Below are 21,536 nucleotides of genomic sequence, written 5' to 3'. Positions count from 1 at the left end.
GATGTTATTGCATGGAAGATATCTATGCTGGCAGCTGCCAACGAAGGAGGACCTTAGCCGTCTAAAAAATGCTTTTCGTTCTTACTGATGAGTTTTTTATCCCAAACAATATCTTTGAATTGGATTTCGCTACGTATAGGGCAATTTTTCATCCTGCAATAATGGCAACATGCCGGCAAGCATGGGTCAGCATGAACAAACAGTTCCGTGTCGGCATGCAGGTGTTGATTGACAATGGTGTCTATGGCAGACACCTCGTCGTGCACCCGGTTCAGATCATAATAATTAGGCAAGGTGATATGACAATCGATATGCAGTTCGTGTCCATACCGTTGTACCCTGAGGTTATGCACATCGATCCAATCGTCTTTCCGGTGCCGTTGAAGGATGGCCGCTATCTGGCCCACCAATTTCGTATCAGACTCATCCATTAACCCCCCTATGGATTTACGGAGCAGCTTATATCCGCTCCATAAAATATATACACCAAGTCCAATAGATAGCACAACATCAATCCAGGCCAGCTTCGTAAAATACATAACCAAAAGCCCCGCCAGGAGACCAGCCGTACTGTAAGCATCTGTCTGAAGATGTTTACCGTCTGCCTGGAGTGTCAACGAGTTGAGCAATCTGCTCTCCTTTATCATATACGTGCCCAGCACAAAGTTGACCAAACCCGTAAATGCTATCAGCCCCATGCCCTCCAAAAGGTTGCCCACCTCCTGCGGGAAGAAAATATTATAGCCAGCCTTGCCTAAAATCAGCACACCGGCGATGAAAATCAATCCCCCCTCCAGGAAAACGGAGAAAAACTCTACCTTGCCGTGTCCATAGGGATGGTTCTGGTCACGGGGCCTCGCAGCAAGATGAATACTGTAAAACGCAAATCCCGATGCCACTACATTTACGATGCTCTCCATGGCGTCGGTGAGGATAGCGTTGGAATTGGTCAGCAGATAGGCCGCGAATTTCATCAGCATCAGCACGATGCCCACCCCCAAAGCCAGCCGGATAATGTTTTTCTGCCTCTTCAACATGCAACTTTTAGGCAAAGGTAACAAATAGTTACCACCAAATTCTTGTTTAATATGTCCGCAATTTTCCATAAGTTTGCCCGCCATGAGTACACCATCTATTCTTTCCGACAGGATAAATAACCTATCGGAATCTGCCACCCTAAAAATGACCAAACTGGGCCGTGAACTGGCCGCAAAGGGAATTAACGTCATCAGTCTCAGCGTAGGCGAACCTGATTTTAACACGCCAGAACACGTGAAGCAGGCTGCCAAACAGGCGCTCGATGACAATTATACCCGTTATTCACCCGTACCAGGATACCCTGAACTGCGGAAAGCCATTGTCAAAAAGCTCAAAGACGAAAACGGATTGGATTACGACGTGTCGCAAATTGTGGTTTCCACCGGCGCCAAGCAGTCCCTTTCCAACGCCATCCTTACCCTGATTAACCCGGGTGATGAGGTCATTATCCCCACCCCTTATTGGGTTTCTTATTCGGAGATGGTGACCCTCGCGGAAGGCCAATCCGTGTTTATCCACACCACGATTGACAGTGATTTCAAAATCACGCCGGAAGAACTTGAAGCCGCCATCACTCCCAGGACCAAACTATTCATGTTTTCGTCCCCGTGCAATCCCACGGGCAGTGTGTACAGCCGTGCCGAGCTTGAAAGCCTGGTTCGTGTGTTTGAAAAATATCCGCAGGTCTACATCATTTCGGACGAGATTTACGAGCATATCAACTTCATTGGCAAACACGAGTCCATTGCTCAGTTTGAAAGCATCCGGGATCGCGTTATCCTTATCAACGGATTTTCCAAGGCATTTGCCATGACGGGATGGCGGCTTGGCTACCTTGCCGCGGATAAAGCGATAGCAGCCGCAAATGACAAACTGCAGGGCCAGACCACATCCGGCACTTGTTCCATAGCACAGCGCGCAGGCATCGTTGCGCTGGAACAAGGATTGGATACCGTATTGGAAATGAAAGAGGCTTTCGCACGGCGCCGCGAACTTGTGTATAACCTACTGAAAGAAATTCCGGGCGTGAAGACGAACCTGCCGCAAGGAGCGTTCTATTTCTTCCCGGATATCAGTTCGTTTTTCGGCAAAAAGGATCCGCAGGGCAATGCCATCAAAGATTCGGCTGATCTTGCGTTGTACCTGTTGAACGAAGCACATGTGGCCACTGTTGGGGGCGATTCATTCGGCAACAACAACTATATCCGGTTGTCTTATGCTGCTTCTGATGAAAGCCTCAAAGAAGCGTTGAGGCGGATTAAAGAAGCTTTGGCGAAACTCGGTTAAACTACCCTTCACAGAAAAGGGGCGGATACCGCCCCTTTTTTATTTGCTCCGGATCGCTTCCACCGGATCCATCCGAGCGGCCATCGCCGCCGGCACAATGCCGGCTACCAGGCCGATTAATGTAGACAAAACCACCGTCAGGATAACCATGCCGATATTGACGACGATAGCGAGGTCAAAGGTCAGCTTTACCAACACCGTAAGCAGATAGACAAAGGAAAGCCCCATCAACCCGCCGATGAGGCACAGCGCTATGGCCTCAATTAGAAATTGGGAAAGTATAAAGTAATTTTTGGCACCCAATGACTTCTGGATACCGATGATATGAGTGCGCTCTTTGACGGACACGAACATGATATTGGCGATGCCGAAACCGCCGACCAAGATGGAAAATATCCCAATGAACCCTCCCGCCGTGTTGATCATCTGAAACATGGTGTCCAACTGAGCCGTAATAATGGTGGTCTTGTTAAGTGAGAAATCATCTTCCTGCTGGGGACTTAACCGGTGGATCGAACGCATCACGCCCCTCAACTCGCTTTCCGTTTCTTCCAAAGACACATTGGGTGCCGCACTCACCAAGATTGCAGGCCCGTAGCTTCTAATGTTTACCACATTGCGGGCAAAATTCAATGGAATCATTACCACGTTGTCCATAGACACATCGAATATCATGCCCTCTCCTTCTTTCTTAAATACTCCGATGACGGTCACCTTCCTGCCTAAGACGGATATGGACTTACCGATGGGTTCAGTATTCGGAAAAAGCCCTTCGGCTACCGTGGCCCCGATAACTGCCACATTGGTTCCGCGGTTCGATTCCGACTCCGTGAAGTACCGGCCATTGACAATCTCAAGTTCGCGGATGTCATATAATTCATGGGATGTTGCCGTAACGGTGATACCAGACACATTATTATTGAGATACTGCGCTGTCCGGTTACCGATGTCTATCGTAAAGGACACGGCCTCTGCCGTGGTCATCCGGGCCTTCAGCGCCTCGTAATCCCGGATGTCCGGCTCCGGCCGATTCACATATTTCCACCACGGAAAATCCGGGCCGCCGTCCCAAGGCCATTTCATCACGTAGATGGTTCTACTGCCCAGTTTTTCAACGCTGTTTTCAAGATTCGCCCGAAGCGTAGCCACAGCTGAAAATACTCCGATAATAATCAGGATACCAATGGTTACCCCCAATAGCGAGAGTAATGTCCGCGTACGGTTTTCACGGAGTGCAGAAAACGCGAAACCAAAACTTTCACCGATTAGTTTCAGGAATAAAATCATACGCTTTTAAGACGGACACTTGCCCGATATGTTACACGCCAAAATAACTAATTTCACCAAGATAATAAAGCGAAAAACGCACGCCGGAATATTGAATAATTTCTTAACTTTGCGCGCTAATTACTGTATATGGGCATGTATTTTGCTCCAATGCTTTCTAAAATTCAAATCAACAATGAAGCTGTCACAATTTAAGTTCAATTTACCGGAATCCCTGATTGCGTACGAGCCAACTGACAACCGCGATGAATCCAGATTGATGGTACTCGATCGTAAAACTGGAAAAATAGAACACAAAATATTCAAGGACATCCTGAATTATTTCGATGACAAGGATGTTATGATTCTCAATAACACCAAGGTTTTTCCGGCCCGTATGTATGGCAACAAGGAAAAGACAGGTGCTACAATCGAAGTGTTTTTATTGCGGGAATTGAATAAAGAGCTCAGGCTTTGGGATGTACTGGTCGATCCTGCCCGCAAGATCCGTGTAGGCAACAAACTATATTTCGGAGAAAACGACCTGCTGGTAGCCGAGGTGGTTGATAACACCACATCGCGCGGCCGCACCATCCGCTTTTTGTTTGACGGGACGGACGAAGAGTTCAGGCGGAATATCGAATTACTCGGTGAAACACCCCTGCCTAAGTACATAAAGCGTAAAGCAACCCCGGAGGACAAATTCCGATACCAGACCATCTTTGCCAAGCATGAAGGTGCCGTGGCGGCTCCCACTGCGGGCCTGCACTTCAGCCGCGAATTGATGAAACGGCTGGAACTCAAAGGCGTGGAGTTTGCGGAGATTACCCTCCATGTAGGTCTGGGCACATTTAGGCCTGTAGAAGTGGAGGACTTGACCAAACACAAAATGGATTCCGAGCAATTCATCATCTCTGAAGAAGCCGCAAAAACGGTGAATAAAGCCATCGATTCCAAAAGACGGGTATGCGCCGTGGGTACCACGTCAATGCGCGCCATAGAATCATCCGTTTCGGCCGACAGGCACCTGAAACCTGCGAACGACTGGACAAGCAAGTTTATCTATCCACCATATGACTTCAGTATCGCGAATAGTATGATAACCAATTTCCATACCCCGGAATCCACCCTGTTGGTCATGATTGCTGCATTCGGCGGATATGAGCATGTCATGAACGCTTATGAGGTGGCGGTAAAGGAGAAATACCGATTTTACAGCTACGGCGACGCCATGCTTATTGTTTAACGGAACGGTGTTATGTGATGCCGGAAAATTACGCCATCATTGTAGCCGGGGGGGCGGGTAGCCGCATGGGTACCGCTGTACCGAAGCAGTTTCTGCCGCTTAACGGCACACCCGTGATGATGCATGCCATCAACGCGTTTTACAACAGCAACAGTTCGCCAAGTATCATCGCCGTGCTTCCGGCCACATTGCGGGATCAATGGGCGGCGCTTTGCAAGGAACATGGTTTTACCATACCCCATACGGTTGCCGATGGCGGAAAAACCCGTTTTCAGAGCGTGAAAAACGGACTGGCGGTTGTTAGACAGCTGGCGTCCGACTTGCCGCAAAGCCTTATCGCCGTCCATGATGCGGCGCGGCCATTGGTTACCCCGGCATTGATAGACAAAACCTATGCCGCGGCATCCCGTACGGCGGCCGCGGCATTGGCCACACCATGCACTAACTCGGTAAGGCTTGTAAGTAACAATGGCCTGAAAAATAATGCCTATCGGCGGGAATTAGTGTACCTCATGCAAACCCCGCAGACCTTTAACGGTGCAGTGTTGTATGAGGCGTATGAGCAACCCGAAGAGGAAACTTATACCGACGACGCCTCCGTGGTGGAACGAAAGGGGTATCCCCTTACCTTGGTAAAGGGGGATACCCGTAACATCAAAATCACGTTTCCGGAAGATTTGCGTATAGCGGAATTGCTCATCAGCCAGCCTAAGCTGCGCTTCGAATAACGCGCAGCAAAATCGCTATAACGGCAATAACCAACAATACATGGATGATGCCGCTGTCAACATATCCACCAAAAAAGCTGATCGCCCAAATAATAACCAAAATAACGGCGATGATATACAATAAATTTCCCATAACAACAGAGGTTAAATGATTACTGTTTTTTTTATAACAACAGGAAGATCGGGAAAAGGTTTGTTCGAACAGTGGCTATCGTGCGGATAAACCATCTAATACTAAGCCGTCATAAGCCAACGCAATACCTTCCGGTAGGCCACGCTGCACTTCATCATGCAATCCCAGCCGATGGCTGATATGCGTAAAATACGTTTGCTCGGCACCGATACGGTGGGCGAAAGCGACGGCTTCATCCAGTGTAAAATGAGAAATATGCGGTTCTCGTTGCAACGCATTAACAACCAACACCCTGGTTCCGGAAATTTTCTCAATTTCGGAATCCGGTATGGTTTTGGCGTCTGTGATATAGGTGAATTCCCCGATTCGGAAACCCATAACCGGCATCATGTAATGCATTACTTCTATAGGGATAACGTTGGTACCGGCCAATGAAAAAGGATTTGATGTAATCTCATGCAGGTTCAGTTCCGGAACCCCGGGATACTTCTTCATGCCGAATGCATAATAGAATTCGCGCTTAAGTGCCTCATGCACCTCAGCCGCACCATAAATGTCTATGGCCCGTTCCTGCAGTCTATTGAACGCCCGCACGTCATCCAATCCGGCAATATGATCCTTATGGGAATGGGTAAACAATATAGCATTCAGGCGCATAACTTTTTCACGAAGCATCTGATACCGGAAATCCGGTCCCGTATCGATAACGATATTCTGGCCATCCACCTGCAGCAGTACCGAAGATCGCAGGCGTTTGTCTTTGGGATCCGACGACGTACAGACCCCGCAATTGCATGCAATTACCGGAATACCCTGTGAAGTTCCTGTCCCTAAAAATCGTACGGTCAAATCGTTAGCTTAGTTTGTTTGATACTCCGTAAAAACTGCCGTTGTTTTTCGTTCAGCATGCTGCCGTCTGTCGGCATATCACGCAACAACCCCACCAATGCACCGATTTTCATCTCCAAATTGGAAAACCGGTTTACCACCACCACCTTACTGTTCTGCAGCATACAAGCCCCGGTTTTAAAATTACCCTTCTCATAACGTATCTTGTATCCCATATCCTTTAACAGGGATTCCAATTTATCCAAACTATGTTGTGTATTCGGAAGCAATGGTAGTTACTATTTTCGGTCAGCCAAAATACAATACATCCAACGAAAACACAAAAGCGTTTTATCCACAACCGCGGCAGATGCCCAGTGAGTTAAATCACCCGTTCAATCTGGTAATCGTTCCGTTCTGTACTATTACGGGAAACCAATTCAGCTACGAACCCTGTGAGGAACAACTGTGTGCCAATGACAATGGCTATCAACGCGAAAAAAAACAGCGGTTGCTCCGTAATATTGCGATACGGTGTTCCATGAGCAATACTGGTCAACTTTTCAACAATCAACCAGACGGCAATGATGAAACCGGCCAGAAAGGACGTTACGCCCATGGTTCCGAAGAAATGCATGGGCCGCTTCCCAAACTTGCCAACAAAGAATATCGACAGCAGATCCAAAAACCCCTTGACGAACCTCCCCGGCCCGAATTTGGTTTTACCGTACTTGCGCGGGTAATGCTGCACCACTTGCTCGCCGATTCGTTTAAATCCGGCCCATTTGGCGATAACGGGAATATAACGATGCATTTCGCCGTAGACCTCGATGCTCTTTACTACTTCCTTTTTATACGCTTTCAACCCACAATTGAAATCATGTAGGTTATGTATACCAGACATCCCGCGGGTAACGGAATTGAACAGTTTGGTGGGGATGGTTTTGCTTGGCGGATCGTGGCGGAGTTTTTTCCACCCCGATACCAGATCAAAACCTTCGTCTACTATTTTACTATATAACCCGGGGATTTCATCAGGGCTATCCTGCAAATCTGCATCCATCGTAATGACCACGTTGCCCTGTGCTGCGGCAAACCCTACGTTTAGCGCCGCGGATTTCCCGTAATTACGCCTGAACTTTATCGCGGTGATATAGGGATTTCCTCTCTTTAGTTCTTCGATGACTCTCCATGATCCATCGGTGCTACCATCGTCAACCATGACGATTTCATAGCTAAAATGATGAGCCTCCATCACCCTTTTAATCCAAGCGGTAAGTTCCGTCAAGGACTCGGCCTCATTATATAAGGGTACTACAACGGAAATATCCATCAATTGCTAAAATTATGCAGTAGGTTCTCGTAGGCCGGAATCGTTGTCTGTCGTTTCGTCATATACCGCGAACATCGGCGGATTCCGCTTGAAAATGGCCGCAAAAATCATAGCAACCACAAATTGAACGATAATCATGATGGCATACGATTTAAATTGCTGCCCCCACGTCATATTCGCCGCGCCTTCAATAGCTTGATCAATGCTCGCCGTGGCTTTATCGATATCTTCATCAGGCACTTGCTGATTTTCCAAAAAGGTAATCAAGTTGTTCTGCACATTCATAAGCATGCGTTCCCTGATATCGGGTTCAATAAACCGCTCGAAAACCAATCCAACGGCCGTTGATAGCGCCCATGACACCAAAAACATAACGAAAATACCGACAAGAGCCTGTTTAAAAGTCCAGTAGCCCCCAATATTCTTCCGAAGTCTAATACAAAACAGGATACCGATGATCAGCGGAATGATGTAAACAAAGACAATCGAACCGAACGATGTGACGATAAAGGAAGAAGACGATACCAACCAATACATGGTCAATATGCCAATCACCGCCATGATTATACCGAAGGAAACACCAAGGGAAGCTCCCTCTTTCTTAATTCTACTTTCCAGTGTCTGCTGTTCCATAATTTTTATGTTTTGATGATGTAAGAAGGTTGATTTTAACGATTATAGCTCACCAGCAAGTTATACACGGCGGAATCAAACGCTGGGTTGCCACTGGCACGGGTAAACTCGGCCAAATCATCTGCCGTAGGATCGGCTTCACGGAAAAAAGCCATCATCGGATAGAATAATTCAGCCAGCTCCTGATTTTCTGAAACACTGGAGGCAACCCTGCTGATTTCGCTGTAATCACTCTCCACCAGCAACTGATTGGCTATTACAGGTTCATATATACGATATTCATCCTGAAATTCATCTTCATCAACCAGCAAAAACTCCTTGAGATAATCGGAAAGCTGCGGTTCAATACCTTCATCCGCGCATTCGCGCAGGTACAGCAACAGATTCAATATTTCCGTTCCCCGGTCAATGGTTTGGTCTTCAATCGCTTCCCATTCTTCCGATTCCAGATAATCGGCTTCCAATTTAGCGGCATCGGCAGCAAAAAAATTCATTAGCAGCAAATCAAAAACGATTTCCCGAAGCTCCTCAAACCGGGGATGTTCGTCGAAGGCAGCGTCTACGTGTTCCACTTTCACCAGGTAGGGAACATCCTGCCCAAACACCTCCTGCAACCGTTCCAACAGCGCGGTTCCGTCCGATGTTACTAATTCACTGTAGGTAAGTAGACAAGCATTAAGCGCTTTTTTTATACGAAGATCCATTTCAGTTGAGTGTGTTTATGATTTGACGTTTATTTACCACCAATGTTACGCCCCCTTTTATAGCCCTACCCATCAATGGGCTATTGCTGGACTTTGAACGGTTGGTCGACTTGTCAAACTGCCAAGTCTTTTCCGTATCAAATAAAACAAAGTTTGCCAAAGCCTTTTCTTTGAACTCCGGTAAAGGCAATGCGAGTACCCTGCGGGGGCCGATGGCCAACTTTTCTATCAATTGGTCTGTTCCCAATCCGGCCTGCAGAGCCAACGGCAATACCGTTTGCAACCCGATAATCCCGTTTGCCGCAATGTGAAACTCCACCTGTTTAAATTCGATTTCATGCGGCGTGTGTTGCGATACGATAGCGTCAATGGTGCCGTCCTCAAGTCCCTCGAGCAACGCTTTCACATCCGTTTTGGTACGCAACGGCGGATTGACCTTGTAATTACTTTCAAAACCAGCGACCAGATCGTCGGTAAACACCAAGTGATGAGCGGCCACATCACATGTGACGCTAAGCCCTTTACTTTTGGCTTTGCGGATGAGCGCTACACTTTCGGCCGTGCTGATGGTGGTAAAATGTATAGATGAGTCATTATACTCGGCCAGATAAAGATCCCGTGCAACCATGAGCGCTTCAGCCAGATTGGGTTTACCTTTCATACCCAGATAGGTGCTCGTCACACCTTCGTTCATTTTGGCATCGCCAGCAACCGATGTATCTTCAGGAAAGGAAAACACCACACCGCCAAATCCTTTACAATAGCACAGTGCCCGGCTCATTAATCCAGCTTGCTGTACGGGCCTATTTCCGTCACCGAAAGCCACCGCTCCCGCCAGTTTCATGTCATACAATTCAGCCAGTTCCTCGCCTTCCCGCCTTTTGCTGATAGCCCCGACAGGATGAATATCGATGGGTAAGGATTTCATGCGGTTTATGATCAGCGCCACTTCCGACCTGCTGTGCACCGGCGGATGCGTATTGGGATGTACGGCCACCCCGGTGAATCCACCGGCTAACGCCGCGGCACAACCGGACAGCAGATCTTCTTTCGTCTCCAAACCGGGCTCTCCGAAATTGGCATTTAAGTCGAAAAATCCGGGAGCAAGGTACTGACCCTTCGCGTCAAAGGTGGTTACCTTATCGTCAGTCACCTCAATACGGGGTGCAATTTTGCTGATTTCCCCATCATTCAGCAATACATCCACCTCCTTCCCATGAAAAGGATTACCCGGAAAGGCCACTTTGGCAGATGTGATTAATAGGTTACTCATTCGCTAAAAACGCTTTTGCTAAGGCTTCATGCCGGCCCGCCTGTTTGTACATGTCAGGCGCTATCAGGCAGACTCCAAGGGTAAAAGAAAAAAAAAGAGGCTTTGAAAAGACCGGAAAGTTGACTTTTAATGGAAGTATGGCAATGCACATATTCATTAAAGCACAAAAGTACAAAATCACTGGTAATGACAACCATTTATTTTGAAATTCATTGAAAATTTCACCGTGTGCCGCCTCCCCACTCGTAGCCGTTGGCCGGCAACCCGGCCAGCACCAGCACACGATCTACCACAGTGGCTGCCAGTTGTTCCATGTCTTTAGGCAAGCTGTAGAACGACGGACTGGCCGGACAGATGATTCCTCCCGCCTCGGTTATCGCCTGCATGTTGCGGATGTGAATTAAACTCAGCGGCGTTTCCCGTGGTACCAGGATAAGACGTCGGCGTTCTTTCAATATGACGTCGGCAGCCCGTGTAACTAGATCCGAAGAACTGCCGTTTGCTATACGCGCCAGCGTACCCATGGAACAGGGACAGACTATCATCGTTTCATATTTAGCGGAACCGGATGCAAAAGGTGCATAAAAATCGTTCTTTTGATAAAAATCGAACGGATATTGCCGGTAATCTTCATTCTGCAGTTCGAATTTCCACACCTCCTTCGCATTATCCGACATAACTACGCCCACCGCATCCAATTGTGCTTGCACAGCCAGCAACTTGTCCAGTAACACATTAGCATAGATGGAACCGCTCGCGCCCGTAATGGCAACAATGATTTTTTTTGACATGATTTTTATTAATACACCAAAGCTATAAAAAAAAGCCCAAGGACACGAAACCTTGGGCTTAGTATATTGGATTGCGTTTACTACCTGGATCGGATTTCCCTACGCATAAACGAAACATACGAGAGTGCGAAACATACCACCGTTGCCGCTATTAACCCGGTAAGCTGCGGCCAAACAATCATCAAACTCTGCCCCAGAGGCAGCGGACTGGGAATAGCGCCATAAGCTTGTTCCATGGTCAACGGTCCCAAGCTTCTTACCGAAGGCACAAGCAGCGTGGTGGTTGCGTCTGTGTACAACTGGCTCGGCACAATGCGCATCAGGTTAAGGATGAATTGTTCATATCCAACAAGCTGCTGCGGGGAAACCGCTCCGGACGGCATCAGCGCGCGGGCAATGAGGTTTACAATAATCTGGTAGAATACCGTAAAAAACAACCAGATAGCAATCGCTGTAAGCGCAGATGTGGCTGCCTGCCTGAACCGAATGGATAGCAATACCGAAAGGTTCAACCAAAATGCCACATAAAGCACGCTTAGCAACAGGAAAAACACCACCCGTAAAAATTCCTCCGCGGTGGGCGGAATGCCAATGATTACCATACCGAATCCCATAACAAGGAAACCCAGCGAAAAGAACATGATGCCTATAACCATGAGTGCGGCGGTAAATTTCGCATTGATTAGGTAATCCCTATGTATAGGCTGCGCCATAATCCGGCTCAATGTGCCCGCCTGCTGTTCGGAGTTGATAGCATCGAAGCCGAGGCCTATTCCCAATAATGGTCCCAGAAATCCGATAAAGACATGGAACGGTGGAAGTGTGCCGTCCGATAAGGTAAATAATTTCAAAAAGAAAAACGGATCGTTATCGTCCTTGCTTTTGGCCGTTTCTTCCATCAGGTTAGTAATCGACGTATACAACGAACCGAAGCAGGTCAGCAAAATCAGGAACAGCAGCACATTGAAACGCCAGCTGCGCACGTGATCAGCTATTTCCTTTTGTACAATCACCCAAAATGGGTGTACCACTGCTCGCATCCGCCGGTCACGTACGCTGGCCATATAACCACTTATCCGGTTAGTCATCCTTGTAACCCACGGCCGGACTTTTAGCTGCTCCAACGCGTTATGCGGTTTTTCCATATACCTCACCTCCTTCAAAATATCGGTTATAGATGTCATCAAGGCCATATTCCTTTATACTCAAGCGCTTGAGCCCCAACCCAGATAGAACTACCGCCCGGGCCACATCTGCAGTAACGTCATGCGTGCTTCCGATACGCAGGCTGCCTTCGTCAAACTGCACCGACACCACACCAGCCAGTTGCCGCAAACTTGACAGCAAGGCTTCGGCAGCTCCGGCATTACCTCCGGCGTTAATTCCCGCTTCAATAATATAGGGTTCACCGTCAGAAAACAGCGCCTTGGACAACGCCGCTATATTACCTTGGGCGAGCAGTTTGCCTGCAACAAATATTCCAACCCTGTCGCACACCTGCTGCACTTGGTGCAAGTGATGGGAAGACAGCAATACCGTTATGTGTTCCTCCCTGCTGAGGGTTACGATTAGTTCCAGAAATTCACGTACGCCAAGCGGGTCTATACCAAGCGTCGGCTCGTCCAGGATGATAACTTCCGGATTTTTCACCAGCACATCGGCCAGCCCCAGGCGTTGGCGCATACCGCGCGAGTATTTACCTGCTTTTTTGGATGCAGCGTCCTGCAATCCGACCCGTTGCAGCAAGCGGTCGACGCGGGCTTCCGCCTCCAGCCAAGATAAGCGGTTAAGCCGTGCGGTATAAAGCAAGTTTTCCCGTCCGCTTAAATGTTCATAGAAACCCACATCATCTGGAAGATACCCCACACGCCGTTTCACTTCAATCGGATTTACCGTGGAATCGATACCGCATACGCGCACTTCCCCAGCGGTAGGCTCGGTGAGTCCGAGCATCATCAATATGGTGGTCGATTTACCGGCCCCGTTAGGGCCGAGCAACCCGAAAACTTCTCCTTTCTGGATGGTCAGATCAAGGTTGTCAACAGCAACGAAATTGCCGTATCGCTTTGTCAGCCCCTTGAGGTCGATGATATGCACGGCTCACCTCCTTCCATATTTGCGGAACAAATAATACACACCTCCAAGGGCCGCCAAGATGATCATGATACCCAGCCATCCCCACAACAAAGGTGTACGCACGGCCATTCTGAATGACGCCGTTGCTGATTTTTCAGCTGTTTTGGCTTCCAGATTTGTCACATAATCGCCGGCAACGGACTTCCTGCTGGCCCGGACCGTGGCAAATACCTGAGCATGCTGACCAGGCGCTATAACATCAATCTTGCTCGGCTCAAACTCCACCGTCCAATCAACCGGAGTAGACGACTTCATCTCCACGTTTTTCAGCGGTGCCGAACCGGTATTTTTCACCAGCAGCTCTATTTTCTTGCTGCTACCTGCCGTAATTGATGAACTTAGCCGGCCCGTCGGTGTAGTCAATTCCAGATTGTATGAGCCGGTGATTACCACTTCCAATTCCAAATTGGAAGACATGCTGCTGGTAGAAGCCACCACCGGTATTTTATAACTACCAGCTCCTAAATGGTCGGGTGGATCCAACTCAATGGTAATATTCTGCGTTTGATTCGGGCCTACGTTCACGGAAGATACCTGCTTACCGTTTGCACGGAATAGCGCATTCCAGCCCTGCGGCACCTGTGCCCTTAAGCTATACACCTGCTCTTCACCGGTAGGATTTCTGAGGGTAGAATTGAAGGTAAAGGACGAATTAGCCGCGCCCTCCATGTTGGCTTGATCGGTGTTAAACTCAGACTTAAACGTGCCCTGCTCGGAAACAACCACGGTTAAGGGCAGTTGACTCATTCCCTTCGCCACCAATTGAAAACGGTACGTTCCCTTATCCACCTTATAAGGTACCTGCACCTTGAATGACAGGTTCTTCTTTTCCTTGGGCAGTACCGATAACTGCTCAATGGCCCATCCGCCCGATTTCAATTCATACGACCAACCGTCAGGCAACCCAACAACAGCAATCTCTGCGTTTCTCACCCCCCCGCCGTTGTTGATGATGTCAACGGAATAGTCGATGGATTCGCCCGGCGGTACGGAAATTTTGGTATATGGGGTATAAAGTGTCACACCTTGTGCAACACAGATCTGTTGTCCCGCCAACGGGACAAGCCCCAGAAAACAACTTGATAAAAATAGAATTTTAGGTAAAGTATTGGCACGTGTTAACATAAAACAAAGATTTTGATGATAAACAGTACGCGCGCAAAAATAGAAATTCACCAAAATTCCGAAAACCATTTCACATTTTTTAACACTTGCATTCAGGGTTCGGCCGTCTTTTAAAAAAGGGCCGAATAATCAAATATTCGACCCTACATCTACCTATGAAAAACATGCCCTTTGGGAGGGCAGTACAAAAGTAAAGTTAACGATGAGGATCCACAATAAAACGTATAGCAAAAAAAGATTTTGTAGTTATAATACTACAAACACCTTGCATTTCGTTTTTTTTAATATTTTTTTAGTTAATTCGTCCTGTATTATTTTTGTTCATAAATTAGCCAAACTGAGTGATGAGTTTAAGTATACTGGAAGAATATATCGAAACGGGGAACAGCTTAGCTATTGACGACCTGCTGAACGGCAATCCAAACCTTACCAAACAGAAAACCAGCCACGACATATCTCCGTTATTGTTAGCCTGTTATTATAATAAGCCACAGATAGTAAAAATACTGCTCAGGCACATGGATGAACTGACCATCCATGAAGCTGCCGCTGCGGGATTATTGGAGCAAGTACAAGCGATGGTCGAAAATATGCCTCAGCTATTGAACAGCGTATCAGATCATGGCTTCACGCCGCTGGGGCTGGCTACGCATTTCGGCAACGAAGAAGTAGTCCGGTTTCTACTGGCCCAGGGCGCCGACCCGAATATCCAATCGCAGAACGGCTACAATGTATATCCGCTTCACGCCGCTATCGGTTCCGGATTTGATAGTATTGCTAAAATGCTGATTGAAGCTGGCGCTGAAGTTAACGTGGTGCAAGCATTGCGGACAACTCCCCTGCACTTAGCCTCTCAAAACGGCAACATCGATCTTATCATCGTGTTGCTTGAAAACGGCGCCCAAGTAGAAGTAAAAAACGACATGGGCAAAACGGCATCTGATTTAGCCGCTGAAAAAGGGCACGTCGAAATTGCTTCCATACTCAAGGTCTAAACATCCCAGAGTCTATGGCGCATCCGTTTAATGTAATTTCGGAAATCCAGCACCACACCAGCCAGAAAATAGAAAATAATGGGGAATCCTACCGCCAGAAAAGAGGTATAAATAAAGAATAGACGCAGCTTGGAGATGGATATACCCAAACGCTCACCTATGTACGTGCATACCCCAAAAGAGCGCTGTTCAAAAAATAGGAGAATCCGCTTTACCATCATTCATTGCTTTTTTATTAACTGTAATCCCATCCCGCAGTCGAGGCATTTTCTTTTGTCGCAATAATAGGTCTTCATTTGTAACAGAGCCTGCGATTCTGCCGCCTGGCCCGCTTGGACACCTAACGCCGAAAAACGCCGTATAATGGCATTATCCTCCGCTTTCAGGTTTTCCAGTAACGTTATGGCCCGATAAATATACGTTTCATTACCGATATATTTACCATAAGCAAATAAAATACCAGCAATGGTATTGATAAGCAACATGTCTATTGAACGTTTGCCCAATTGAACACTATGAGGCCGCGCCACGCCATCAAACCGGTAATGTTCATACCAATAGGAAGCGATCGGTAAATCTTCAAACCAGTTTTTCAATGCATTGACGGCCTCGGTGTCTATTATTGCCGAAAATAACCGTGTAGAACGTAAGCACAACGCTGCAAATTGCGCAATGCGGAGGGTAGGAAAATTGCCCGGGCGTGTGCGCATATACTTCCATGCGGAAACATCCATAGGTGAGAGCCCATGTAGTTTGCGCAGGTACCGGTATTCCCGTTGCAATTCGCGCGGATACGTATCATTGAACACCACGTTTTCCAGCATACCCGCCTGTCCGAAAAACAGGGCTTCAATTGCCATTGCACGTCCCTTGTACTTCCCCAGAACTACCTGCGGCAGTGAACGAGCGAGCTGTTCAAAGGCCTGTGCATTTACTTTAAACCCAAAGCTGCGAGCCAACCAGATGTAACAGGTTTCTTCCCAGTTCCCGCGTTGCCGCGTCAACAAGTCGAAGATAGCCGTCACCCGATGTTCGAAACGCTCGATCAGCAGCCGTGAAAGCCATTGCGACCGGTTAAGCGTGGGCACAGTGCGGATTAGCCTTTCACAGGGTATCCAGTGCAAACCGCGCATCAGCTCTTCGTATCTTGACAGTACGTGGACCGGAATCAACGATTTCAACTCCAACGTTTCGGGTACTGTACCATCTTGCCTCGTTATGACACCGTCGTGTTCATACACCACATGCAATACCACATTATTATAGGCCCTGTCATACTGATGGCCATGCTTGTTCCAATCGGATGAGTTGACGTGTATTTCCACGTTGCCGACCCATTCGGTTCCATCTATCCGTATACGGGCTGCTACGAAATCGGGGCCAGCATCGTGGTTATGTATGCCTGTTTCCAAAACAACAACCGATTTCCCTGAATCAGTATGGAGCCCCTGCGTACAATACAGGCGGTACTTCCAGACAAAATGCAGCATGTCTTCCGGTAAGGCCATACGTCTTGGTTTTTAGGTGCCGTACGCCCAAATATAGAAGATTATTTAATAATAGTCAAACCAAGAAACCACCTCGGCATGGTTTAAGGCCGATTTGGCTTGCCGGTCGTAGTTGCGCTTAATCTTGCCGCCTTCCATTTGAATAAGCCGTGTACCATAGCGGAGCGCCTCATGGACATTATGGGTAACGAGCAGCGCCATCAGCCCATTTTCGCAGATGATCCGATCGGCTATTTCCATCACCTCCCTGGCGGATCGCGGATCCAGCGCGGCTGTCGGCTCATCAAGTAATAGCACATCCAGGCCAGCCATCACTGTCATCAGCAAGGTTAAGGCCTGCCGTTGCCCTCCACTCAGTGTACCCATAGGCTGCAGCAATTTATGTTCGAGCCCCATGCCCAACGTGGCTATCCGATCACGTACTGCATCGCTGAAAGCCGCATCCACGCCAATCCGCATCCATTTAGGCGATTGGCGCAATGCAGCCATCCGGAAATTATCCAAAATACTCAATGAAGCCGCGGTACCCATCAATGGATTCTGGAACACCCGGGCTATCCAGGCACTGCGCTGATAGTCCGGCAGGCGATGGATTTCACGTCCCCGTAACAAAATTCTCCCCTTGTCTGCATATGTATTACCAGCGATAAGATTCAATAAGGTACTTTTTCCCGATCCATTAGCGCCGATAATCACGGTATAGCTTCCCGCCTCAAGTTGTACCGACACATCATCTACCGCAACCACCGCAGTGGCTTTGCCTGCATTGAACGTTTTTGTGATATGTTGGAGCTGAAGCATACGGTTATCAACGCTTACTAAATTGGAGAAACGAACCTACCCGGGGAAGCGCCACAATCGTCAGCACCAACATTGATGTGGTCAATTTCAGGAGACTGGCATCCACGCCGATGCTCAGCGCCACCGCCAGCAACAATTGGAAGACCACCACGCCCAACAGCACGCAAGCTAACATGAACGGAATGGATCGGACATTTAGCAGGTTAATAAGTGTATCACCTATAATGACCGCTCCCAGCCCGCTAATCACAATCCCAATGCCCATATTAATATCCGTAAACCCCTGGAATTGCGCCATAAGGAATCCGCTGAATGCCACAAGCGCATTCGCTATTGCCAGCCCATAGAGCTTCATGCGCACCGTGTTTACCCCCTGTGCGCGAATCATCGGTTCGCTATCGCCCGTAGCCCGCATGGCAATACCGAAATCGCTACGCAACATAAAATTCATCACGGCGAACAACACCGCCAAAACAAACACCAATACGGCCAGCGTGTTGTGATCGGCTTCATCGAACACCCCCAGCCAAGCAAATATATCAATATACCCAATCAATGGCATGTTTGACCGACCCAGCAATACAAGGTTCACCGAATAAAGCCCCGTCATCACCAAAATACCGGCAAGCAAGGCATGGATACGCAGCCGCGTATGAATCCACGCAGTACAACAACCAGCGAGGGCTCCTCCTGACATCGCCAAGACTATAGTCGCAGCTAATGGATAACCATTAGAAAATCCCACCGCGGTAATTACGGCTCCTAACGTGTAACTTCCGTCCGTGGTAATATCAGGAATACTGAACACTTTCATCGACAAAAAAAGCCCCAGCACAAGCGGCCCGAAGCAAAGGGCTTGAATAATAGCCGCAACATAAAAGTCCATCATGCCGTTATATTGTTCCGGTGATAGTAATCTAACCTGTCGCGCCCTACTTGCTGGCTCCGCTGCGGCGCTGTGTACAGAATAGGTGCGCCGATACCGCCTCCCCATTCATCGGGAGCGGTAAAGACCCGTGCTTCATCCCACAATCCGGCCTGAATAAACAGGTCAAGCGTTTTACGTCCTCCCTCCACAATAATCGACTGAACATCCATCAGGTAAAGCTGGTAAGCAATTTGCTGTGGCAAATACAAGTCGAAGTTCTCCAGCTCAATATATTTGATCTGACCAACCCAATCGGTTTTCACCGCGTTGAACACTATGGTTTCAGCGTTGCCGTCAAACAGGTACGCCCCTGCCGGTATGGTCAAATTTCTATCAATCACCACACGCTTAGGGTTCCTCCCCTGCCATTCCCGAACGGTTAACCTCGGATTATCCACCTGCGCGGTCTTTGCTCCTACCAATACGGCATCTTCTTCGCTCCGCCAGCGGTGCACCAACTGCTTAGCTTCCGGCCCCGTAATCCAGCGTTGGCGACTGTCTGCCGGAGCCATGAAGCCATCTGCTGTTTGCGCCCATTTGAGGATAATATAAGGCCGATGGTGCTGCACCCGGGTGATAAATCGACGGTTCAGCCACTCCGCCTCCCCGGCCAGAACCCCCTCAACGACATCGATACCTGCCGCTCTCAAAACAGTGATGCCCTTTCCGTTTACCTGATCAAACGGGTCGCGACATCCTACCACCACCCTGCTCACACGATAGTCTGCCAGTAACTGCGCACAGGGTGGCGTTTTCCCATAATGCGCGCAGGGTTCAAGGCTTACGTACAAGGTTGCCTCACGGAAGATCGCTTCTGCCTTTTGCCCATATTCAGTCAATACCTGACTAACTACCAACGCTTCGGCATGCTGGCCACCGAACCGTTGATGATAATTTTCGGCAACGATTTTCCCGTTATGCAAAAGCAAAGCACCCACCATGGGGTTCGGGCTCACAGACCCCGCGCCCAATAAGGCCAGCTCCAGGCAGCGCCGCATATACCGTTCGTGTTCTTGCATGCTGCAAACTTAATTAAAAATGTTCATGTGAGCCCGGTGGCTCCAGCTTTTCTCGGTCAAAGACAGGCCATATATTTTGGTAAACGGAACGGATACTGTATGTTTGTCCATATGCATTCTGTCTCGGCTATTGAACAAGAATATATAGCGGATCTGGCGTCCCTGTACGACACGTCTGAAGCTCGCCATATCTTTTTTATGCTGCTGGAAGCCCGCTTTGGTTGGTCGAAAAAAGATTACCTGCTCCGCAAGCATGCCCCCTTGAATCCCGGTGATACGGCATGGTTACGGACCGCTTTGCAGTCCCTCCAAACGGCAAAACCTATACAGCACATTCTGGGATACGCCTGGTTCATGGGCATGAGATTATCGGTTAATGAATCGGTATTGATTCCCCGGCCGGAAACCGAAGAGCTGGTAAACCTTATCATTTCTCATCATGGTCATAGACCACCTGATGGGCAATCGAAGCAACTTATCGACATTGGCACCGGAAGCGGTTGTATCGCCATCGCGTTACAGCGATTTTTAGGTTCTTCGACGATCACCTATGCGCTGGATATTTCAGCAGAAGCGTTGCACGTAGCCAGACGGAACGCTATGGACTTCGCTCCAGCCGTCAGGTTCATCCAAGCCGATATTTTGGAATGGGACTCGGTTTTCCAACCGGAACAGGTTTTTGATATCGTGGTCAGCAACCCACCCTATATCACCCCATCCGAGCAAAACAGCATGCACCAGAATGTATTAGCGCATGAGCCCAAACTGGCCCTCTTCGTTGAAGAAAGTACCCCGTTGTTATATTACGATCACATAGCTTCTTTTGCGCACAGTCATTTACGGGAAAATGGCTATTTATATTTTGAGATTAACCGCCGGTACGGGATGCAAGTATGCAAATTACTCGAGAATAAAGGGTTTGCAAAAGTAACAATCCATAAGGATATGCAAGGAGCCGATCGCATCGTACATGCCATGAAACAACACCACTAACCCATATCGCATGACAAATAATACCCTGACAACACTGGCGATAGCCTGTTCATTCCTGACCCTTTCGTGCAGCAGTTCCAAGCAAGCCGATCTAATTGTACACAATGCATTGGTATATACCGTGGACTCCGCATTTTCCACTGCCGACGCCTTCGCGGTGCGAGACGGCAAGTTCATTTCCATAGGCAGTTCAGCGGAAATTTTGGCTGCTTATGATACCCCCACGATCATCGATGCACAAGGACAACCTATATACCCAGGCTTTTATGACGCGCATGCACATTTTTTCGGGTATGCGCAAACGCTTGGCCAAGCTGATTTAACGGGCGCAGTGTCGTTTGAGGAGGTCGTTGAACGCCTCAAGGTGTTCAGGAACGAATTTGCCGATGCCCCGTGGCTGATTGGCCGGGGCTGGGATCAAAATCTCTGGGAAACCAAAGCTTTTCCAGACCGGCGCCTGTTGGATGAAGTGTTTCCGGATATTCCGGTGTATCTTATACGTGTCGACGGCCATGCTGCCCTTGCCAATGGAAAAGCGCTGGAACTCGCCAAGATCACCGGCCCGAGAACCATAAACGGCGGACTAGTAGAAACGAAGAACGGTAGGCCTACTGGAATACTTGTAGACAACGCCATGTCATTAGTAGCCTCAGCCATTCCATCTGTCACCGCCGGTGTATCCGCCCTATGAACTACATGTTTGATTGCTGCACTATTTTCTTATAGTTCTGTGGATATAGGTCTTTCAGGTTCTTGTGGTTGATGGCCATG

At 48.4% G+C, this 21,536-nt stretch carries 24 protein-coding genes; 6 read left to right on the top strand and 18 right to left on the bottom strand.

Annotation, left to right across the window (positions count from 1 at the left end):
- Nucleotides 1-53 precede the first annotated feature (53 nt).
- Nucleotides 54-1,037, bottom strand: coding sequence for a cation diffusion facilitator family transporter (locus BM030_RS15150; protein ID WP_090974545.1), 984 nt, complete (start codon nucleotides 1,035-1,037; stop codon nucleotides 54-56).
- Nucleotides 1,038-1,119: 82 nt separating this feature from the next.
- Here BM030_RS15150 and BM030_RS15145 point away from each other — a divergent pair, with 82 nt between their 5' ends.
- Complete coding sequence (locus BM030_RS15145; RefSeq protein ID WP_170845765.1) at nucleotides 1,120-2,325, top strand: pyridoxal phosphate-dependent aminotransferase; 1,206 nt, start codon at nucleotides 1,120-1,122, stop codon at nucleotides 2,323-2,325.
- Between the two features lie 39 nt (nucleotides 2,326-2,364).
- Here BM030_RS15145 and BM030_RS15140 read toward each other — a convergent pair whose 3' ends face one another.
- Complete coding sequence (locus BM030_RS15140) at nucleotides 2,365-3,612, bottom strand: ABC transporter permease (RefSeq protein ID WP_090974453.1); 1,248 nt, start codon at nucleotides 3,610-3,612, stop codon at nucleotides 2,365-2,367.
- A gap of 175 nt (nucleotides 3,613-3,787) precedes the next feature.
- On the opposite strand from BM030_RS15140, the gene queA reads away from it, so the two are divergent.
- Together queA and BM030_RS15130 are read left to right on the top strand one after the other, a co-directional pair.
- Nucleotides 3,788-4,837, top strand: coding sequence for a tRNA preQ1(34) S-adenosylmethionine ribosyltransferase-isomerase QueA (queA, locus tag BM030_RS15135; RefSeq protein ID WP_090974452.1), 1,050 nt, complete (start codon nucleotides 3,788-3,790; stop codon nucleotides 4,835-4,837).
- 17 nt (nucleotides 4,838-4,854) lie between these two features.
- The gene (locus BM030_RS15130) at nucleotides 4,855-5,565 is read left to right on the top strand and encodes a 2-C-methyl-D-erythritol 4-phosphate cytidylyltransferase (protein WP_090974451.1); all 711 of its coding nucleotides are present in this window, start codon (nucleotides 4,855-4,857) and stop codon (nucleotides 5,563-5,565) included.
- Here the strand turns inward: BM030_RS15130 and BM030_RS19680 are convergent.
- From BM030_RS19680 to BM030_RS15080, 11 genes are all read right to left on the bottom strand, one after another.
- The gene (locus tag BM030_RS19680) at nucleotides 5,546-5,698 is read right to left on the bottom strand and encodes a lmo0937 family membrane protein (protein ID WP_139215909.1); all 153 of its coding nucleotides are present in this window, start codon (nucleotides 5,696-5,698) and stop codon (nucleotides 5,546-5,548) included. The two genes, BM030_RS15130 and BM030_RS19680, sit on opposite strands and share 20 nt — an antisense overlap.
- Nucleotides 5,699-5,773: 75 nt before the next feature.
- On the bottom strand, nucleotides 5,774-6,547 hold the full coding sequence (locus BM030_RS15125) for an MBL fold metallo-hydrolase (protein ID WP_090974450.1): 774 nt from the start codon (nucleotides 6,545-6,547) through the stop codon (nucleotides 5,774-5,776).
- Nucleotides 6,544-6,762 (bottom strand): hypothetical protein, encoded by a 219-nt coding sequence (locus BM030_RS15120; RefSeq protein ID WP_317615117.1) that lies wholly within the window; start codon nucleotides 6,760-6,762, stop codon nucleotides 6,544-6,546. Before BM030_RS15120 ends, BM030_RS15125 begins: the two co-directional genes overlap by 4 nt.
- Before the next feature lie 146 nt (nucleotides 6,763-6,908).
- Entirely contained in the window at nucleotides 6,909-7,859 is a 951-nt protein-coding gene (locus tag BM030_RS15115) for a glycosyltransferase family 2 protein (protein ID WP_090974448.1), read from the bottom strand.
- Between the two features lie 12 nt (nucleotides 7,860-7,871).
- Entirely contained in the window at nucleotides 7,872-8,492 is a 621-nt protein-coding gene (locus tag BM030_RS15110) for a DUF4199 domain-containing protein (RefSeq protein WP_090974447.1), read from the bottom strand.
- A gap of 35 nt (nucleotides 8,493-8,527) precedes the next feature.
- Nucleotides 8,528-9,196, bottom strand: coding sequence for a hypothetical protein (locus tag BM030_RS15105; RefSeq protein ID WP_090974446.1), 669 nt, complete (start codon nucleotides 9,194-9,196; stop codon nucleotides 8,528-8,530).
- Between the two features lies 1 nt (nucleotide 9,197).
- Nucleotides 9,198-10,469, bottom strand: a complete 1,272-nt coding sequence (locus BM030_RS15100; protein WP_090974445.1) for a dihydroorotase — start codon at nucleotides 10,467-10,469, stop codon at nucleotides 9,198-9,200.
- A 221-nt stretch (nucleotides 10,470-10,690) separates the two neighbouring features.
- Nucleotides 10,691-11,260: a UbiX family flavin prenyltransferase gene (locus BM030_RS15095; protein ID WP_090974444.1), complete on the bottom strand. Its 570-nt coding sequence runs from the start codon at nucleotides 11,258-11,260 to the stop codon at nucleotides 10,691-10,693.
- A gap of 80 nt (nucleotides 11,261-11,340) precedes the next feature.
- Nucleotides 11,341-12,444, bottom strand: a complete 1,104-nt coding sequence (locus BM030_RS15090) for an ABC transporter permease (protein ID WP_244518984.1) — start codon at nucleotides 12,442-12,444, stop codon at nucleotides 11,341-11,343.
- Entirely contained in the window at nucleotides 12,389-13,357 is a 969-nt protein-coding gene (locus BM030_RS15085; protein WP_090974443.1) for an ABC transporter ATP-binding protein, read from the bottom strand. Before BM030_RS15085 ends, BM030_RS15090 begins: the two co-directional genes overlap by 56 nt.
- 3 nt (nucleotides 13,358-13,360) lie before the next feature.
- Nucleotides 13,361-14,521 carry a COG1470 family protein gene (locus tag BM030_RS15080; protein WP_090974442.1) on the bottom strand — a complete coding sequence of 387 codons (1,161 nt, stop codon included), beginning with the start codon at nucleotides 14,519-14,521 and terminating at the stop codon, nucleotides 13,361-13,363.
- Between the two features lie 344 nt (nucleotides 14,522-14,865).
- On the opposite strand from BM030_RS15080, the gene BM030_RS15075 reads away from it, so the two are divergent.
- Nucleotides 14,866-15,516, top strand: coding sequence for an ankyrin repeat domain-containing protein (locus BM030_RS15075; RefSeq protein ID WP_090974441.1), 651 nt, complete (start codon nucleotides 14,866-14,868; stop codon nucleotides 15,514-15,516).
- On the opposite strand, the gene BM030_RS15070 is transcribed toward BM030_RS15075, so the two are convergent.
- Genes BM030_RS15070 through ribD form a run of 5 tightly spaced genes read right to left on the bottom strand, consistent with a single transcriptional unit; the run spans nucleotide 15,513 to nucleotide 19,772 of the window.
- The gene (locus BM030_RS15070) at nucleotides 15,513-15,734 is read right to left on the bottom strand and encodes a PspC domain-containing protein (RefSeq protein ID WP_090974542.1); all 222 of its coding nucleotides are present in this window, start codon (nucleotides 15,732-15,734) and stop codon (nucleotides 15,513-15,515) included. The genes BM030_RS15075 and BM030_RS15070 overlap by 4 nt on opposite strands.
- 3 nt (nucleotides 15,735-15,737) lie before the next feature.
- Complete coding sequence (locus BM030_RS15065; RefSeq protein WP_090974440.1) at nucleotides 15,738-17,024, bottom strand: DUF2851 family protein; 1,287 nt, start codon at nucleotides 17,022-17,024, stop codon at nucleotides 15,738-15,740.
- Between the two features lie 45 nt (nucleotides 17,025-17,069).
- Nucleotides 17,070-17,825 carry an ABC transporter ATP-binding protein gene (locus BM030_RS15060; protein WP_090974439.1) on the bottom strand — a complete coding sequence of 252 codons (756 nt, stop codon included), beginning with the start codon at nucleotides 17,823-17,825 and terminating at the stop codon, nucleotides 17,070-17,072.
- A 7-nt stretch (nucleotides 17,826-17,832) separates the two neighbouring features.
- Entirely contained in the window at nucleotides 17,833-18,714 is an 882-nt protein-coding gene (locus BM030_RS15055) for an ABC transporter permease (RefSeq protein WP_244518982.1), read from the bottom strand.
- Entirely contained in the window at nucleotides 18,711-19,772 is a 1,062-nt protein-coding gene (gene ribD, locus BM030_RS15050; protein ID WP_090974438.1) for a bifunctional diaminohydroxyphosphoribosylaminopyrimidine deaminase/5-amino-6-(5-phosphoribosylamino)uracil reductase RibD, read from the bottom strand. Before ribD ends, BM030_RS15055 begins: the two co-directional genes overlap by 4 nt.
- Nucleotides 19,773-19,871: 99 nt before the next feature.
- Between ribD and prmC the strand changes: the two genes are divergently transcribed.
- Nucleotides 19,872-20,765: a peptide chain release factor N(5)-glutamine methyltransferase gene (gene prmC, locus BM030_RS15045; protein ID WP_244518980.1), complete on the top strand. Its 894-nt coding sequence runs from the start codon at nucleotides 19,872-19,874 to the stop codon at nucleotides 20,763-20,765.
- A gap of 10 nt (nucleotides 20,766-20,775) precedes the next feature.
- A complete protein-coding gene (locus BM030_RS15040; RefSeq protein WP_090974436.1) occupies nucleotides 20,776-21,456 on the top strand; it encodes an amidohydrolase in 681 nt (226 codons plus the stop codon).
- Nucleotides 21,457-21,536 lie beyond the last annotated feature (80 nt).

The sequence above is a fragment of the Parapedobacter composti genome (genome assembly GCF_900112315.1).
Lineage (GTDB): Bacteria > Bacteroidota > Bacteroidia > Sphingobacteriales > Sphingobacteriaceae > Parapedobacter > Parapedobacter composti.
This window is presented reverse-complemented; position numbering and strand designations above follow the sequence as displayed.

Excerpts from the sequence above, each read along its gene's own strand:
- BM030_RS15150 (WP_090974545.1), bottom strand. The coding sequence starts at position 1,037 with ATGTTGAAGAGGCAGAAAAACATTATCCGGCTGGCTTTGGGGGTGGGC.
- BM030_RS15145 (WP_170845765.1), top strand. The coding sequence starts at position 1,120 with ATGAGTACACCATCTATTCTTTCCGACAGGATAAATAACCTATCGGAA.
- BM030_RS15140 (WP_090974453.1), bottom strand. The coding sequence starts at position 3,612 with ATGATTTTATTCCTGAAACTAATCGGTGAAAGTTTTGGTTTCGCGTTT.
- queA (WP_090974452.1), top strand. The coding sequence starts at position 3,788 with ATGAAGCTGTCACAATTTAAGTTCAATTTACCGGAATCCCTGATTGCG.
- BM030_RS15130 (WP_090974451.1), top strand. The coding sequence starts at position 4,855 with ATGCCGGAAAATTACGCCATCATTGTAGCCGGGGGGGCGGGTAGCCGC.
- BM030_RS19680 (WP_139215909.1), bottom strand. The coding sequence starts at position 5,698 with ATGGGAAATTTATTGTATATCATCGCCGTTATTTTGGTTATTATTTGG.
- BM030_RS15120 (WP_317615117.1), bottom strand. The coding sequence starts at position 6,762 with ATGGGATACAAGATACGTTATGAGAAGGGTAATTTTAAAACCGGGGCT.
- BM030_RS15115 (WP_090974448.1), bottom strand. The coding sequence starts at position 7,859 with ATGGATATTTCCGTTGTAGTACCCTTATATAATGAGGCCGAGTCCTTG.
- BM030_RS15110 (WP_090974447.1), bottom strand. The coding sequence starts at position 8,492 with ATGGAACAGCAGACACTGGAAAGTAGAATTAAGAAAGAGGGAGCTTCC.
- BM030_RS15105 (WP_090974446.1), bottom strand. The coding sequence starts at position 9,196 with ATGGATCTTCGTATAAAAAAAGCGCTTAATGCTTGTCTACTTACCTAC.
- BM030_RS15100 (WP_090974445.1), bottom strand. The coding sequence starts at position 10,469 with ATGAGTAACCTATTAATCACATCTGCCAAAGTGGCCTTTCCGGGTAAT.
- BM030_RS15095 (WP_090974444.1), bottom strand. The coding sequence starts at position 11,260 with ATGTCAAAAAAAATCATTGTTGCCATTACGGGCGCGAGCGGTTCCATC.
- BM030_RS15090 (WP_244518984.1), bottom strand. The coding sequence starts at position 12,444 with ATGACATCTATAACCGATATTTTGAAGGAGGTGAGGTATATGGAAAAA.
- BM030_RS15080 (WP_090974442.1), bottom strand. The coding sequence starts at position 14,521 with ATGTTAACACGTGCCAATACTTTACCTAAAATTCTATTTTTATCAAGT.
- BM030_RS15075 (WP_090974441.1), top strand. The coding sequence starts at position 14,866 with ATGAGTTTAAGTATACTGGAAGAATATATCGAAACGGGGAACAGCTTA.
- BM030_RS15070 (WP_090974542.1), bottom strand. The coding sequence starts at position 15,734 with ATGGTAAAGCGGATTCTCCTATTTTTTGAACAGCGCTCTTTTGGGGTA.
- BM030_RS15065 (WP_090974440.1), bottom strand. The coding sequence starts at position 17,024 with ATGGCCTTACCGGAAGACATGCTGCATTTTGTCTGGAAGTACCGCCTG.
- BM030_RS15060 (WP_090974439.1), bottom strand. The coding sequence starts at position 17,825 with ATGCTTCAGCTCCAACATATCACAAAAACGTTCAATGCAGGCAAAGCC.
- BM030_RS15055 (WP_244518982.1), bottom strand. The coding sequence starts at position 18,714 with ATGATGGACTTTTATGTTGCGGCTATTATTCAAGCCCTTTGCTTCGGG.
- ribD (WP_090974438.1), bottom strand. The coding sequence starts at position 19,772 with ATGCAAGAACACGAACGGTATATGCGGCGCTGCCTGGAGCTGGCCTTA.
- prmC (WP_244518980.1), top strand. The coding sequence starts at position 19,872 with ATGTTTGTCCATATGCATTCTGTCTCGGCTATTGAACAAGAATATATA.
- BM030_RS15040 (WP_090974436.1), top strand. The coding sequence starts at position 20,776 with ATGACAAATAATACCCTGACAACACTGGCGATAGCCTGTTCATTCCTG.